The 15,161-nt window shown below is 60.2% G+C and carries 10 protein-coding genes; 7 read left to right on the top strand and 3 right to left on the bottom strand.

All coding sequences use genetic code 11. The features are described from left to right. The first annotated feature begins 433 nt into the window (after window positions 1–433). The 5 genes from bcsN (at window position 434) to AT6N2_RS15440 (ending at window position 9,482) form a co-directional block, all read left to right on the top strand. Window positions 434–1,327 carry a cellulose biosynthesis protein BcsN gene (gene bcsN, locus AT6N2_RS15460; RefSeq protein WP_233282512.1) on the top strand — a complete coding sequence of 298 codons (894 nt, stop codon included), beginning with the start codon at window positions 434–436 and terminating at the stop codon, window positions 1,325–1,327. Between the two features lie 88 nt (window positions 1,328–1,415). Continuing rightward, a complete protein-coding gene (gene bcsA, locus AT6N2_RS15455) occupies window positions 1,416–3,605 on the top strand; it encodes a UDP-forming cellulose synthase catalytic subunit (RefSeq protein WP_063950038.1) in 2,190 nt (729 codons plus the stop codon). Beyond that, window positions 3,602–6,088, top strand: coding sequence for a cellulose biosynthesis cyclic di-GMP-binding regulatory protein BcsB (locus AT6N2_RS15450; protein WP_209090132.1), 2,487 nt, complete (start codon window positions 3,602–3,604; stop codon window positions 6,086–6,088). Before bcsA ends, AT6N2_RS15450 begins: the two co-directional genes overlap by 4 nt. Beyond that, window positions 6,085–7,140 (top strand): glycosyl hydrolase family 8, encoded by a 1,056-nt coding sequence (locus AT6N2_RS15445; protein ID WP_209090131.1) that lies wholly within the window; start codon window positions 6,085–6,087, stop codon window positions 7,138–7,140. Before AT6N2_RS15450 ends, AT6N2_RS15445 begins: the two co-directional genes overlap by 4 nt. Next, window positions 7,131–9,482 (top strand): cellulose synthase, encoded by a 2,352-nt coding sequence (locus AT6N2_RS15440; protein ID WP_209090130.1) that lies wholly within the window; start codon window positions 7,131–7,133, stop codon window positions 9,480–9,482. The genes AT6N2_RS15445 and AT6N2_RS15440 overlap by 10 nt, the downstream gene beginning before the upstream one ends. A gap of 3 nt (window positions 9,483–9,485) precedes the next feature. Here AT6N2_RS15440 and AT6N2_RS15435 read toward each other — a convergent pair whose 3' ends face one another. Then, a complete protein-coding gene (locus tag AT6N2_RS15435; protein ID WP_209090129.1) occupies window positions 9,486–10,640 on the bottom strand; it encodes an amidohydrolase in 1,155 nt (384 codons plus the stop codon). 300 nt (window positions 10,641–10,940) lie between these two features. Between AT6N2_RS15435 and AT6N2_RS15430 the strand changes: the two genes are divergently transcribed. Both AT6N2_RS15430 and AT6N2_RS15425 read left to right on the top strand, forming a co-directional pair. Continuing rightward, window positions 10,941–11,675 (top strand): SDR family NAD(P)-dependent oxidoreductase, encoded by a 735-nt coding sequence (locus AT6N2_RS15430; RefSeq protein WP_209090128.1) that lies wholly within the window; start codon window positions 10,941–10,943, stop codon window positions 11,673–11,675. A gap of 35 nt (window positions 11,676–11,710) precedes the next feature. Further along, on the top strand, window positions 11,711–13,063 hold the full coding sequence (locus AT6N2_RS15425; RefSeq protein ID WP_209090126.1) for an aspartate aminotransferase family protein: 1,353 nt from the start codon (window positions 11,711–11,713) through the stop codon (window positions 13,061–13,063). Between the two features lie 39 nt (window positions 13,064–13,102). Here the strand turns inward: AT6N2_RS15425 and AT6N2_RS15420 are convergent, their stop codons facing one another. Further along, window positions 13,103–13,540 carry an EamA family transporter gene (locus AT6N2_RS15420; RefSeq protein ID WP_063950031.1) on the bottom strand — a complete coding sequence of 146 codons (438 nt, stop codon included), beginning with the start codon at window positions 13,538–13,540 and terminating at the stop codon, window positions 13,103–13,105. 179 nt (window positions 13,541–13,719) lie between these two features. After that, window positions 13,720–15,066 (bottom strand): dicarboxylate/amino acid:cation symporter, encoded by a 1,347-nt coding sequence (locus tag AT6N2_RS15415; protein ID WP_004438672.1) that lies wholly within the window; start codon window positions 15,064–15,066, stop codon window positions 13,720–13,722. Window positions 15,067–15,161: the final 95 nt, after the last annotated feature.

Here is a 15,161-nt window from a genome sequence, read left to right as displayed (position 1 = left end):
AGGTAACTCTCTGTTTTTACGCTTGGATCATGGTCGTCAATACAACAGGGCGTGGCAATGAGCGCAGATAGACAATGGCACTCCAGCGATACAACCGCGCAATTACAGCCCTGTCGAAAAGCGAACCCTTCAGGGAACCGAATGGTTCCACGATCTTTTTAAGACAGATAGGGGTTGAGTGCGGCGATTCGCTATCCATAAAGTATCAGAAATTACAACGTAAATTTGCGATTGCTTATTCTTGGTCCTCACGTATTTCGTAGGAATGGTCTGGTCGTTAGTGATTCGGTCTCTTTCTAACCTTGGCGGCGGTGGGGACATAAAGGGGCGCAAGGCAGTGAAATTTTCTGCCTATACTTCATTGCTGTTTTCTATTGCAGTGCTTTCCGGCTGCAATACTCCTGCGGGCGTTCGGTCGTTCGGAGGCGCGCAGATGGCGTCGCCTTCCGAGGCGCTGATTTTTCCGCCACCCGGTGGCCCGGAAATCGTCACTGTGGTCAATCGTACCTATTCCAACGCCATTGCGCAGCAGGTCATCTTGCGCTCGGAGGCTGCGACGCCCGGTCAGAATTATCTGAAGGCGGAGTTTTTTGGTCCGCAGCAGGCGGGTGACACGGGCGGCGATACTCTTTCCTTTAGCGGATTTCGCGCCGCTTCCGTCGCGCGCGAAATCCGCGCGGAGTTTCCGGGCCAGAACATCGCCATGACGGCAAATTATTTCCAGAACGCTTACGGTGCCTTCTCCTATGCCGCCGGCCAGGGAAGGGGTGATGATACCTGCCTTTATGGCTGGCAGGATATTCGGTCCCCGGAAAGCATGCGGCAGGACTTCCGCAATCTCGGTCGCATCAAGGTACGGCTGCGGCTGTGCCAGTCCGGCGCGAGCATGGAGCGTCTGCTCGCCGTCATGTATAATTACACCATCACCGGCACCTATGCGTCGCCCAGCTGGAACCCCTACGGCACGCCGCGTGCCGTTGACCCGAATCTTGGCCGTCCCGGGAAACCGGTCTATCCGATCAAGTCAGAGGATGTGCCGATGCGGCCGGGCGGCGAAGTGACCGCCAGTGTGCCGGTCCGGCCAATCCGCCGCGTTGCGGTTGCAGCGCCCTCGCAACCGGAACCACAACCCCTGCCGCCCGTTGCAGCAGTCGCCATTCCGTCGCCGACCTCGGTGGGCGCGCCGGTCCAGCCCGCGAGACGTTCAGAGACGGGCGCAGCGCAGGTCAACAGTGCCCGTCCAGCCAATGCTTCGCAGGTTCAGCAGGTGGTCATTCCGTCGCCAGCGTGCCTGTCCGGTTCGGGAGCGACCTCAGGATGCAGGTGAGCGCCGGACCCAACGAGAAAGCCGAGACGCGAAAAGCAGGAACGCCGGTCGAAAAGTCCGGATGGGGAACACAACGGAAAGTTTCTGGATGAGCAAGGCCATAACAATCATCGTCTGGTTACTTGTATCGCTTTGCGTGCTGGCCATCATCACGATGCCGATCAGCCTGCAGACGCATCTGGTGGCGACCGCGATTTCGCTCATCCTTCTGGCGACGATCAAGAGCTTCAACGGGCAGGGCGCTTGGCGCCTCATCGCGCTCGGATTCGGTACGGCGATTGTTCTACGTTACGTTTACTGGCGCACCACGAGTACGCTGCCGCCGGTCAACCAGCTCGAAAACTTCATTCCGGGATTTCTGCTTTATCTCGCGGAAATGTACAGCGTCGTCATGCTGGGCCTCAGCCTTGTCATCGTGTCCATGCCGTTGCCGTCGCGCAAGACGAGACCCGGCGCGCCTGACTACCGGCCGACGGTCGATGTTTTCGTCCCGACCTATAACGAGGATTCCGAGCTTCTGGCCAATACGCTGGCGGCTGCGAAGAACATGGATTATCCGGCAGATCGTTTCACCGTATGGCTGCTGGATGATGGCGGCTCGGTACAGAAGCGCAATGCCAGCAACATCGTCGAGGCACAGGCGGCGCAGCGCCGCCATGAAGAACTGAAGAAGCTCTGCGAAGACCTCGATGTGCGATACCTCACGCGCGAGCGCAACGTGCATGCCAAGGCCGGAAACCTCAATAACGGTCTTGCTCATTCGACCGGGGAACTCGTGACGGTATTTGACGCCGACCACGCACCCGCGCGCGACTTTCTGCTCGAGACAGTGGGTTACTTCCAGGAAGATCCACGTCTCTTTCTCGTCCAGACGCCGCATTTCTTCGTCAATCCCGATCCTATCGAGCGCAATCTGCGCACCTTTGAGACGATGCCGAGCGAAAACGAGATGTTTTACGGCATCATCCAGCGCGGTCTCGATAAATGGAACGGCGCCTTCTTTTGTGGTTCAGCCGCCGTGCTGCGGCGCGAGGCGCTTCTGGAGACGGACGGCTTCAGCGGCGTCAGCATCACGGAGGATTGCGAAACGGCGCTGGCGCTGCATTCCCGCGGCTGGAACAGCATTTATGTCGACAAGCCGCTGATCGCCGGTTTGCAGCCAGCGACCTTTGCGAGCTTCATCGGCCAGCGCAGCCGCTGGGCGCAGGGCATGATGCAGATCCTGATCTTCCGTCAGCCGCTGTTCAAGCGGGGCCTCTCGGTGACGCAACGTCTCTGCTACATGTCGTCGACGCTGTTCTGGTTGTTTCCGTTCCCGCGCACGATCTTTCTGTTCGCGCCGCTCTTCTACCTGTTCTTCGATCTGCAGATTTTCGTCGCGTCGGGCGGCGAGTTTCTGGCATACACGGCGGCCTACATGCTCGTGAACCTGATGATGCAGAACTATCTCTATGGCAGCTTCCGCTGGCCGTGGATTTCGGAACTTTATGAGTATGTGCAGACGGTTCACCTGCTGCCGGCCGTCGTTTCCGTGATCTTCAATCCCGGCAAACCGACCTTCAAGGTAACGGCCAAGGATGAATCGATCGCAGAGGCGCGCCTTTCGGAAATCAGCCGACCGTTCTTCGTCATTTTCGGTCTGTTGCTGGTGGCGATGGCCTTTGCCGCGTGGCGAATTTACAGCGAACCCTACAAGGCGGATGTGACGCTCGTGGTCGGTGGGTGGAACCTGCTCAACCTCATCTTTGCGGGCTGCGCGCTCGGTGTCGTCTCCGAACGCGGCGACAAATCGGCTTCGCGACGCATCACCGTCAAGCGGCGTTGCGAAGTCAAGCTAGAGGGCAGCGATACGTGGGTACCGGCGTCGATCGACAATGTTTCGGTGCATGGTCTGCTCATCAACCTGTACGAAGGTGCCGCCGGCATCGAAAAAGGCTCGACCGCCATCGTCAAGGTGAAGCCACATAGCGAGGGCGTGCCGGAATCCATGCCTGTCAAAGTGGTGCGCACGGCGAAAGGCGATGGCTTCCTTTCGATCGGTTGCACCTTCTCGCCGCAGCGCGCCGTCGATCATCGCCTGATCGCGGATCTCATTTTTGCCAATTCGGAGCAGTGGAGCGAATTCCAGCGCGTTCGCCGCAAAAACCCCGGCCTCATCCGCGGCACGGCAATTTTTCTCGCGATAGCGCTCTTCCAGACGCAACGTGGCCTTTATTACCTCGGCAAGGCGCTTCGGCCGGGGGCGAAAGAGGTCAAGCCTGCGGGAGCCGTGAAATGACCGGCCACAAACCCGTTCGGGATTCTCTTGCACTGCTCCTATTGACTGTCACGGCAACGGGCGCGATGGCGCAATCGCCCTTCGACATGTCTCCGGAACGGCCTGCCCAGACTGCGCCCATCCAGCGCCCGCCCGCGACGCCACCGCCGCCGCGGGCGCTGCCCCCTGCCCAGATGCCGGCGACAGCGCCGTCCCAGCCATCCAGCCCGCCACCCGTCTCGGCGCAGCCAGCCCCACAACAGCGACCGGCCGTTCCAGCGCCCCCACCGGTTTCTGCTCCGCAGCGGCAGGATGCCACGAGGCCGGTTACGGAGCCCGCGTCGACAACCAGCGCCGACAGCCGCCGCCGTTATATCCTCCCCTATGAGAAACTCAGCCTTTCCGGCGAGATAGACCGCCGGCAATGGAGCGTCTACCTGACGCCTGAGCAGGTGAATGCGGCAGTTACGCTCAATATTGGCTACCAGAACGCGATCGTGGTTGCGCCGGAAAGCTCGAATTTGAAGGTCAGCCTCAACAACGTGCCGCTTGAGCCGGCGCGCATCGAAGCGCCTGAGACCGAAGGCAATGTTTCCCTGAAAATACCGCCTGGCGTTTTGCAGGTTGGCTCGAATGTCGTGAGACTGGGTGTGGAGCAACGACACAGAACCGACTGCACAATCCAGTCCACCTACGATCTGTGGACGGAAATCGACCCCGCAAGTACCTATATTGGCTTCAATGCGGACGTCGCCGGAAGCTTTGCCAATATCGACGACATTCAGTCTACCGGACCGGATGGCAAGGCGATGACCTCAATCGAGATTGTCGCGCCGGCGCTCGGCAATCCGGCATTCGCAGATTCTCTTCTGCGGCTTTCGCAGGCGCTCGCGCTCAGAACGCAGATGCCCAATCAGACCATCCGTTTCGTGACGGCTCCCTCCGCCGAGCGAAAGGCCGGCACGTTGACGGTCTTTGCGGGTACAGCCCGCGAAATTGCTGGTATGGCCGGCACTCTGCCGCCAGAGGCATCGGCGGGCGCCTTTGCCGGATTTGGTGCGACGGCGCCGGGCGGTTTTTCGCCTCTTTTTGTGAGCGGCCCCACGCCGCAGGCGGTTCAGGCGGCGATAGAGACGCTGTTTTCAACGATCTCGCGTACGCCGGGTGCGCAGCGAACCACCTTCTCGACCCGCGGCTGGCATGCGCCCGACGTGCCGCTCGTCATGTCGGATCGGCGGATCGCGCTTTCCGAACTTGGCATTGAAAGCGCCGAATTCGGCGGACGGCGATTCCGCAACGAATTCTACGTCGGCATGCCGGCCGATTTTTACGCCTCCGCCTATGGCGAGGCATCGCTTCTCCTCGATGCCGCCTATTCGTCACAGGTCTTGCCAGGGAGCCATGTGGATATCTACGTCAATGACGAGATCGCCTCCACTGTGCCGATCTCCAATAATGGCGGCGGGATTTTCCGGCATCTGCCGATCAAGGTGACGATGCGCCACTTCAAGCCCGGGCCGAACAAGGTGAGCATCGAGGCCGTGTTGATGACGGCACAGGATCAGGCCTGCGCTCCCGGTGCGCCCGCCAGCACCACCCCGCGCTTTGCCCTGTTCGATACCTCGGAACTTCATATCCCCGATTACGCCCAGATCGGCCTCAAGCCGGATTTGGCGGCGATGGCAGGCGCCGGACAACCTTACCGGACCGGCGGAACGCCGGTTGCGCTTTCGCTCGATCGCTTCGACACGGACACCATGTCTGCCGCCGCCACGCTGGTCAGCCGGCTGGCGAGCGTGGCGGGCCATCCCATCGACATCGAGACCGTAGCGTCCCCGCTGGTGATCGGCGATCGTGACGCGTTGTTCGTCGGAACGATCTCGCAATTCCCGCAGGCCCTGATCGGTCAGTTCAACCTTGTGCCTTCCAGTCAGATCTCGTGGAAGATGGGTGCAGGTGTCCAGGCGCCGACGCAGGGTAGCGAAACTCTTTTCAACGACTGGCGCGAGAGGGTGGACGGCGGCGTCTGGGAGGGGCAGGTGTCGTCCCTCGAGGAGTGGATGAAGCGGAATTTCGACCTCAGCTCGGAAACGCTGCGCTTCCTGCCAGCGGCCGAACAGGCTTATGCGCCACCCGGCAATGTGTCTTTCATGCTGGCGCAGGGCCTCAGCCCGTCCGGCAATGGAGTGTGGACGCTGGCGACCGCCCCGTCTTCGGCCGAGCTGTTTGACGGCATGGCGGCAATGACGCGGGAAGACCGCTGGCGCAGCGTAACGGGGCGTGTGGCAGCTTACGATGCCGCTGCCGAAAAGGTTGAAACGGTTGAGGTGGAGCGGCCGCATTTTTACATCACGCGGGCGTTTTCCTTCTCCAACTGGCGGCTGGTCGCGGCGAACTGGTTGTCGTCCAATGTTCTGTCTTATTCACTGGCGTTTATCGGTTTCGTGTCACTTCTTGGCCTTGCCACGTTTACGATGCTGCGGATGATGGGGCGGCACAGATGAAGAGCGCGATTTCAAAACTGGCAATCCTCACCCTTCTGTCCGTCATGGCAATTTTCACCAACATATCTGCCACACACGCCGCCTCGGTCTCGCCCGAGGCTTGGGCTGCCTATAAGGACGCCTTCCTGGATTCTGGCGGCCGTATCATCGATACCGGCAATGGCAACATCAGTCACAGCGAGGGACAGGGCTATGGCATGTGGCTTGCCGTGCTTGCAGATGATCTTTCCGACTTCGAACTGATCTGGAGTTTCACGCGCACGGAGCTTTTGGTCCGTGATGACGGACTTTCTGCTTGGAAATGGGACCCACGCACCAAGCCGCATGTCACCGATATCAACAACGCCACGGATGGCGATATCCTGATTGCTTACGCGCTGGCGCTTGCTGCCGGTCAATGGAACCGTCAGGACTATGCCGAAGCAGCCGCTGCCATTGCCTCCGCCGTCCTTAAAAAGACCGTTGTGCAGCGTGGTGGGCGCACGTTGCTTTTGCCGGCCGCCAGCGGTTTCGACGAGGCTGACCGGACCGATGGCCCTGTCGTCAATCCCTCCTATCTGATTTTCGAGGCGTTTCCCGTTCTCGATCTCCTCGTGCCGTCGCCGCTCTGGAAAACGGTGGCTGATGACGGTGTGGCGCAGATCGCAGCGTTTGCATTCAGTGACAAAAAACTGCCGGCGGACTGGGTATCCGTGAAAACAAAGCCGCAGCCAGCATCCGGTTTTCCGCCGGAGTTCGGTTATAATGCCATTCGGATCCCGCTTTATCTCGCCAGAGCGAAGATGGGCTCACCTGAACTGCTATCCCGGCTGAAAGGCGGCATGACGCTGGAGAGCGGTGCTGCCGGAACCTTCGATTTGAAGACCGGTGCCGTGAAAGACGTTTTATCGGATCCAGGCTACCGTATTATTCCGGCGCTTGCGGCCTGCGCCAGCGGCGGGCCCGCAATCTCCGACGATCTCAAGAACTTCCAGCCAACGCTTTATTATCCTTCCACATTGCATCTTCTGGCATTGTCGTTTCTGGCAAGGAATAACGGGGAATGCCGATGAACAAGCCTTTGTCCACCTCGGCTCTCATCCTCGTCCTGGTGGCGCTCGCGGCCTTCCATTGGCGTGACACCATTCTCGGACGAGTATCGGACGTCCACACCTCCGCAGTGGGGGACAACAGGGCCGTACAGCGCATTTCGCCAGCCGCCAATCCGGCGCAGATAAATGCGTTCGTCAAGAACCGCGAAATGGCGCAGGTGACGCAGCCTGCAACGCCGCCCGTCACGGTGCCGGCATCCGATCCGGTGCCCGCACAACAGTCCCGTGGTCCGGGGGATGAGCCCCAGACGGTGCAGGCACCATCAACCGTTTCGCCGCCGCCGCGCGCGTCGCAGCCGAAATCGGACGGTATGCCCGACGTCGATCTGAGCGCGTTGCGCTATTTTGCGGCGAAGGGAGACACCCAGCGCCTCCAGGCGGAAATCGCACGCCTTCGCGCGCTTTATCCCAACTGGACGCCGCCTGCTGATCCTCTCGCCGTCCCCGAAAACGGCGATCCGAAACTCGATGCCATGTGGCAGCTCTACACGGATGGCCGCTATGCAGAGGTGAGGAAGGCCATTGCCGATCGCCAGCAGGCCGAGCCAGACTGGCAGCCGCCGGACAATCTGATGGGCATGCTTTCCCTCGCCGAGGCGCGTCAACGTCTCGTCAATGCCTCCGACCTCAAGCAATATGCCACGGTGGTGGACACGGCGGCCGGTAATCCTGGCCTCTTGACCTGCGGCGAGGTCGACGTCCTGTGGCGGGTAGCGGAGGCTTTCGCCAATACGGACCGGATGGGACGCGCGCGCGACGCCTATCTGTACATTCTCAATAATTGCACTGCCGCAAACGACAGGCTCGCCACGGTGCAGAAGGCATCGGCGCTCCTGCCGGCCGAGATGATGGACGAATTGCTGGCCAAGGAGAAACCCGGCGCGGATGGTCAGCTCGAGTTCGAACCCGTCAAGAACGATCTCGCCCGCCAGTTTGTGGCCAAAGCCGGAGAAAAGCCAAAAGATGGCGAGGAGCAGGTCGCGACCGTTCCCTCAGCCTATGTGATGCGGCTTGAAAGGCTGGCAGAGACCGACAAGCTTTCAAGCGATGCCCTCCTGCTGGGCTGGTATTACATTCGCCAGAAAAACATGACCGAGGCGGAAAAGTGGTTCCGCAAGGCGCGGGAAGAGGAAGATAGCGCATCGGCATCCCAGGGATTGGCGCTCGCCCTGATTGATCGCAACGAGCCGCGCGAGGCAGAAGATGTCATGTTTAAGTGGCGGGGCGCTTCCGACGATGCGCGTGCCACCTATCTTGCCGCAACGGCCAATCTTCTTGCGCTGCAGCCACCGGTCGCGTTGCCGCCTGATGTATTGCAACGCATCGCTGCCGAAACGGTAGCCCGTAAGGATGCGGCGACCGCCCAGCAGTTCGGGTGGTATTCGCTGGCTTTTCGGCAGACCCCGCTCGCCCTGCAATGGTTTAGCACAGCCCTTGGCTGGAAGCCGGACGATGAACCATCTGCCTATGGAATAGCAGTCAGCTATCACGATCTGCGTAATCTCGCCGGTCTACGCGGGATCCAGCAGCAGTGGGGCGGTCGCTCGCAACGCATCGCCGATGTCGGAACCGCGCGTATGGTGGAGCAGACCGGCCAGCCGGTTGCGCCCATAACCGCGGCGGCCCAGGCGACAACGCCGGTCCCCACATATGCACCCCAGAGCGAGACTGCGGTGACCTATGCCCCTGCTGTCGCACAGCAGCCGGAAGCTGCCCGCAAGCAGGCACGCAGGCCCGCGCAAGCACAAAGGGACACGAGCGCGGCCTCACGACCACGGTCCTGTACGGCTTATCCTGATCCGCAGCGTCTGCCGCCGCAGCAGGCCCTCGATCTCGGCTGGTGCCTGATGGAAACGAACCGGCCGGCGGAGGCACTGAAAGCCTTTGAATCAGCAATTGAGAGCGGTCATTCGACGGTGAAAAGCGACGCGGCGTACGGCCAGAGCCTTGCTTATCTGCGCATGGGCCTCACGGATCACGCGGCCGTCTCGGCGACGAAGTCGAGCTTGGACCGCCCTCGCGCGACCGAGTTGCAGGTGTCCATCCTTGCGGATCGCGCGGTCTCCGCCTTCCAGTCGAAACGCTATGCCGAGACGCTGCTCCTGCTCGACCAGCGTGCACGGCTTGCGGATGAGCGCACGGATCTGATGGTGCTGCGTGGTTATTCCTATCTTGCGATGAAGCGATATGGTGAGGCCGCCCAGATTTTCGAGAGCCTGACCGCGATCGGTAACAAGGATGGTATCAGGGGGCTCGCCGCCGTCCGTGCTGCCCGGCCGAGCAACGGCCCCCAGGGCGGCTGATCGCTATGTCGCTTTTGTCAGGTTGCGGATCAGGCGCATGAAGATGCGTGCACCGATGCCGATCAACGCGTCTGGAAAATCGTAATCCGGATTGTGCAGGTTGGGGTAGTCTCTGCCTGCACCCAGGAAGAACATGGCGGAGGAGGAAACGGCACGAAATCGGCCGAAGTCCTCCGAGGCCCGCATCGGCAGGCCTTCGGAACCGTGGGCTATATTCTCGTCGTCCAGCGCTCGACGGATATGGTCGACCGCATCAGAAGCATTTTCGCAATGCAGGAAAACATCGTCATAAGCCATCTCAAGCGTTAGCTTTTGATCGCTTGCAATCTGTCTCGCGAGTGATTCCACTGCCTCGCAGAGCTTTTCCATCCGGGCGTCCGTCAGCGTTCGCAGGGTCGCCCAGATTTCAGCGTCCGCCGGCGAAATACCGAAAGCAGCTTCTCCCATGACCGCGTGGGTGATGGTGACCATCGAAAAATCAGGCTCGGGCGGAAAGCCTGAACCGAGTTGAGCCAAGGCTGGCATCAACTGCGAGATTGCCCGCATTGGCGAGATGCCGTGCTCGGGTGAAGAGGCATGAGCGGTTTTACCGGAGAGCCTAATCTTGATGCCACGCGATGCGCAATTGACCGGCCCCGCCGTCACGCTGACAAAGCCAAGTGGGAGGCCGGGCAGATTGTGCAGTGAAAAGGAAAAATCGGGCTTGATCTGTTCGAAGCGAGGATCGGCGAGGACGGCCGCTGCGCCCGCGCCGTTCTCTTCTGCGGGCTGGTAGAGAAGGATCACCCGGCCGGTCGCCGGCCGCTCGCGGGAAAGACCCAACGCCAATGCCGTCAGAATGGTAGAATGTCCGTCATGACCGCAAAGATGGCCTTTGCCATCGGTAACCGATCGGTGATCCACCTCACTTTTCTCGTGAATGGGCAAAGCGTCGAGTTCGGAACGGATGAGGATTGCCGGGCCGGCTTTGCCGCTATCATAGATGGCCGCAACGCCGTGGCCGCCGAAATCGGTCAAGACATGGTCGGGCTGCGCGTGCTCAAGGAAAGCACAAATGCGCCGTGCGGTTTCTTTCTCCTCGCCGGAAACTTCCGGGTGACGATGAAGATCATGACGAAGCTCGATTAGGTCGAGCATCTCCTTGTTGGTCAGAAACATTTGACGTCCTCGCAAGCTTTCGGGCCGGGTTATCCCGCCGCAACTTACAGGGCGTCATCGCCAATGCAAAACCTTTGGCGGGCGCGACCACTTACCCCCTTGTCTTTCGGGCTGGCGGAGATTTTGCGAAATCGGAAACCTGCGCGGATTGAGCGTGGGGTCTCGCATGGGATGAGCTCATGGCCGATCCAGAGATTGCCGCAGTGCGACAGAAAAGACCTTGCCAGCCGCTTGCAGCCCTTTAACATGCGACGCTGAATGTGTCCGGCTTAACGGATCGCATGGCACAGGAGTTCTCACATGGCTGTTCCCTTCATGCTTCTCACCGGCGCGAGCCGCGGCATCGGGCATGCCACCGTCAAGCTTTTTCAGGAAAAAGGCTGGAGGATCCTCACCGTATCGCGGCAGCCTTTTTCCGAGGAATGCCGCTGGCCCTCTGCCAGGGAAAGCCACATTCAGGCTGATCTCGAGGATTTGTCCCGGATCGATGAGCTGGCGGATGAGGTGCGCTCGCGCCTGCCCGACGGCAAGCTTGCAGCTCTTGTCAACAATGCCGGGATTTCGCCTAAGGGTGAAGGCGGCAGTCGGCTAGGGGTGGCGGATACAACGGCGGAAATCTGGACGCGGGTCATGAACGTCAACCTTGTTTCGACGGCGCTTCTTGCGCGCGCCCTTCTGCCGGAACTGGAAGCGGCCAAGGGCTCAATCGTCAATGTCACTTCCATTGTCGGCTCGCGGGTTCATCCCTTTGCCGGCGTCGCTTATGCCGCCTCCAAGGCTGGGCTGGCGGCGCTCACGCGCGAACTGGCTCATGAATTCGGCCCGCGTGGCGTGCGCGCCAACGCCATAGCGCCAGGCGAGATCAACACGGCCATTCTTTCCCCCGGCACCGCCGAACTGGTGGATGCGCAGGTGCCGCTGGGGCGTCTCGGGACGACGGCCGAGGTGGCGCAAACCATCTATTTCCTCTGCTCGGATCAATCGAGCTATATCAACGGCGCAGAAATCCACATCAATGGCGGACAGCACGTCTGACGCCTTGGACATCAACCGAAACGGAGCCCTCATCGATGACCATCCTGCCGAATTCCGTCGAGGCACGCGATATCGCCTATCAGATGCACCCGAACGTCAACCTGCGCAAATTCGAAAAGACCGGCGGTCTGGTGATCGAAAGCGGCGAGGGCGTCTATGTGACCGACAGCAGCGGCAAGCGCTATATCGAGGCGATGGCAGGGCTGTGGTCGGTAGCGCTCGGTTTCGGCGAAAAGCGGCTGGTTGATGCGGCAACGAAGCAGATGCAGAAGCTGCCCTATTACCACACCTTCTCCTACAAGACCCATGGCCCGTCCGTCGATCTGGCGGAACTGCTGATCAAGCTTGCGCCTGTGCCCATGTCGAAGGTGCATTTCACCTCCTCCGGCTCGGAGGCCAACGACCTTGTCGCCAAAATGGTCTGGTATCGCTCGAATGCGCTTGGCAAAAAGGACAAGAAAAAGATCATCGGCCGCATCAAGGGCTATCATGGGGTAACCATCGCGTCGGCCTCTATCACCGGTCTGCCGCGCAATCATGAGAGCTTTGACCTGCCGCTGGACCGCATGCTGCATACGGCCTGCCCCTCCTATGTCCACTTTGGAAAGGATGGGGAAAGCGAGGCAGACTTCACCGCGCGTATTCTTGGGGAACTGGAAGACCTGATCCTCCGCGAAGGTCCCGAGACCATCGCCGCCTTCTGGGGTGAACCTGTCATGGGCGCGGGTGGCGTTCTCTTGCCGCCCGAAGGATATTGGGAAGGCGTGCAGGCGATCCTGAAAAAGTATGACATCCTGCTGGTGGTTGATGAGGTCATCTGTGGTTTTGGCCGTACCGGCAAGATGTTTGCCTGCGAGACCTACGACATCAAACCCGACGTGCTTGTCGTCTCAAAGCAGATTTCGTCATCCTATATGCCGCTCTCGGCCATCATCATGAACGATGATTTCTATCAGCCGATCGCCGATGAATCAGACCGGATCGGCTCTTTCGGCCACGGTTACACCGCCTCCGGCCATCCGGTTGCGACTGCAGTGGGCCTTGAGAACCTGAAGATCATTCAGGAGCGCGATCTGGTCGGCAATGTCGCGCGCCTGGAAGGAAAGTTTCTCGATCATCTGAAGGCTCTTGCCGATCATCCGCTCATCCATTCCTCGCGCGGCATAGGCCTTATCGGTGCGCTGGAAGTGAAGCCGTGGGAGGGCATGAAGCCGGGCGACACAACGCTTGCGCTGGCCGCCGCTATCGAAAGCGAAGGCGTCATTACCCGGCCTATTGGCGAATCCATCTGCTTCTGCCCGCCGCTGATCATCACGGCCGAGCAGCTGGATGAGCTGTTTTCCGGGGTGAGGCGCGGTCTTGACAAGGCATTGCAGGCCCGGGGCTGATACTTGAGCGTAGTGTCGGTCGCTCCATTAGGGCCGACACTAGCCGCGGTACGCGACAAGAACCGCGCCGCAGGCGATCAGCACCACGCCGAGCCAATTCGGCAGCGAGAGCTTTTCGCCCAGAAACAGCACTGCAAAAACCGCGACGAAGACGACGCTCAGCTTATCTATGGGCGCAACGCGGGCGGCATCGCCGATTTTCAGCGCCCGGAAATAGCATATCCAGGATGCGCCCGTCGCCAGGCCTGACAGGACTAGGAAAATCCAGGTTTTGCCGGAGATGGTGGAAGGCTGTTGCCAGTTGCCGGTGACGTAGACCATCAAGCCGGCGGCAGCGAGAATGACCATGGTGCGGATAAACGTGGCGAAATCAGAATTGACATTCTCGATGCCAATTTTGGCGAAAATGGCAGTGAGGGCCGCGAAGGCCGCCGATAACAAGGCCCAGAATTGCCATGCCAGAAAAATGTTTCTCATAAGCGCTACTCTCGTCAAAACGGTTTTATGCCGATGTGGCCAATCTCACTGTGTGTCCGATAAAACCATTTTTAGGTCGTTGCGCAAACGACAAAGGCCGACGCATCGAGGCGATGCGTCGGCCTTCATGCAATGCCTGCCCGGACGAGCCGGCACAGGCAGGACCTTGGGAGGTCGTATTACTCTGCCGGCTGCACAGAAGCCGGGAGCTGATCCACATCGGCGATGCCGGTGAATTCTTCCTTGCCGCTCAGAACGCGGGCAAGCTGGTCCTGATCCAGTTCGCCTTCCCAGCGGGCGACGACGATGGTGGCGACCGCATTGCCGACGAAGTTGGTCAGCGCGCGGCACTCGGACATGAAGCGGTCGATGCCGAGGATCAGCGCCATACCGGCAACCGGAACGGAAGGCACGACGGAGAGCGTTGCCGCAAGCGTGATGAAGCCCGCACCGGTGATGCCGGCCGCGCCCTTGGAGGAGAGCATGGCGACCAGAAGCAGCAGGATCTGTTCACCGAAGGAGAGATGAATGCCGGTTGCCTGCGCGATGAAGAGGGCTGCCAGCGTCATGTAGATGTTGGTGCCGTCAAGGTTGAAAGAGTAACCGGTGGGGATGACGAGACCGACGACGGAGCGCTTGCAGCCGGCCTTTTCCATCTTGCTCATCAGGCCGGGCAGGGCAGCCTCGGAAGACGAGGTACCGAGAACCAGCAGCAGTTCTTCCTTGATATAGCGGATGAGCGCAACGATGGAGAACCCGTTGTAACGGCAGACAGCGCCGAGGACCACGAACACGAACAGGAAAGACGTGACGTAGAAGGTGCCGATCAGCATCGCAAGGTTGGTGACGGACGAGATGCCGTATTTACCGATGGTGAAGGCCATCGCGCCGAAAGCGCCGATGGGGGCGGCCTTCATCAGGATCGCAACCAGCTTGAAGATCGGATACATCAGGGCATGCATGAAATCGGTGACGGGCTTACCCTTCTCGCCGACGACGCCGAGCGCGATGCCGAAGAGCACCGAGAAGAACAGCACCTGCAGGATATCGCCGCTGGCGAAAGCACCCACGATGGTCGTCGGGATGATGTTCATCAGGAAGCCGGTAATCGTCTGCTCATGGGCTTTGTCGGCGTAGGTCGCGACGGCCTTGGCATCCAGCGTGGCCGGATCGATGTTCATACCGGCGCCGGGCTGCACGGTGTTGGCGACGATGAGGCCAACGATGAGCGCAAGGGTGGAGAAGACCAGAAAGTAGATCATGGCTTTGCCGGCCACACGTCCGACCTTCTTCATGTCGTTCATGCCGGCAATACCGGTTGCGACGGTGAGGAAGATCACCGGTGCGATGATCATCTTGACGAGGCGGATGAAGCCGTCGCCGAGCGGCTTCAGCTCTTCACCGAAGGCCGGATAGAAATGGCCGAGCGCGATACCGGCGATGATGGCCACGAGAACCTGGAAATACAGGTGCTTGTAAAATGGCAGTTTGGCGTGGCCCGCGGCCACGGCTGTCGTATCGATCATGTTTTTTCCTCCTCGGCCTCACCCTGCCTTGATTGGCCTCCCGGGATCGCCGTGTCGTTGACGGCTTCGCGCCGATTGAGGAGTCATGTGCAATA

The organism is Agrobacterium tumefaciens (assembly GCF_017726655.1).
GTDB lineage: Bacteria > Pseudomonadota > Alphaproteobacteria > Rhizobiales > Rhizobiaceae > Agrobacterium > Agrobacterium tumefaciens_B.
The sequence above is the reverse complement of the archived record's forward strand: the minus strand, read 5'-3'. Positions and strand labels throughout refer to the sequence as shown.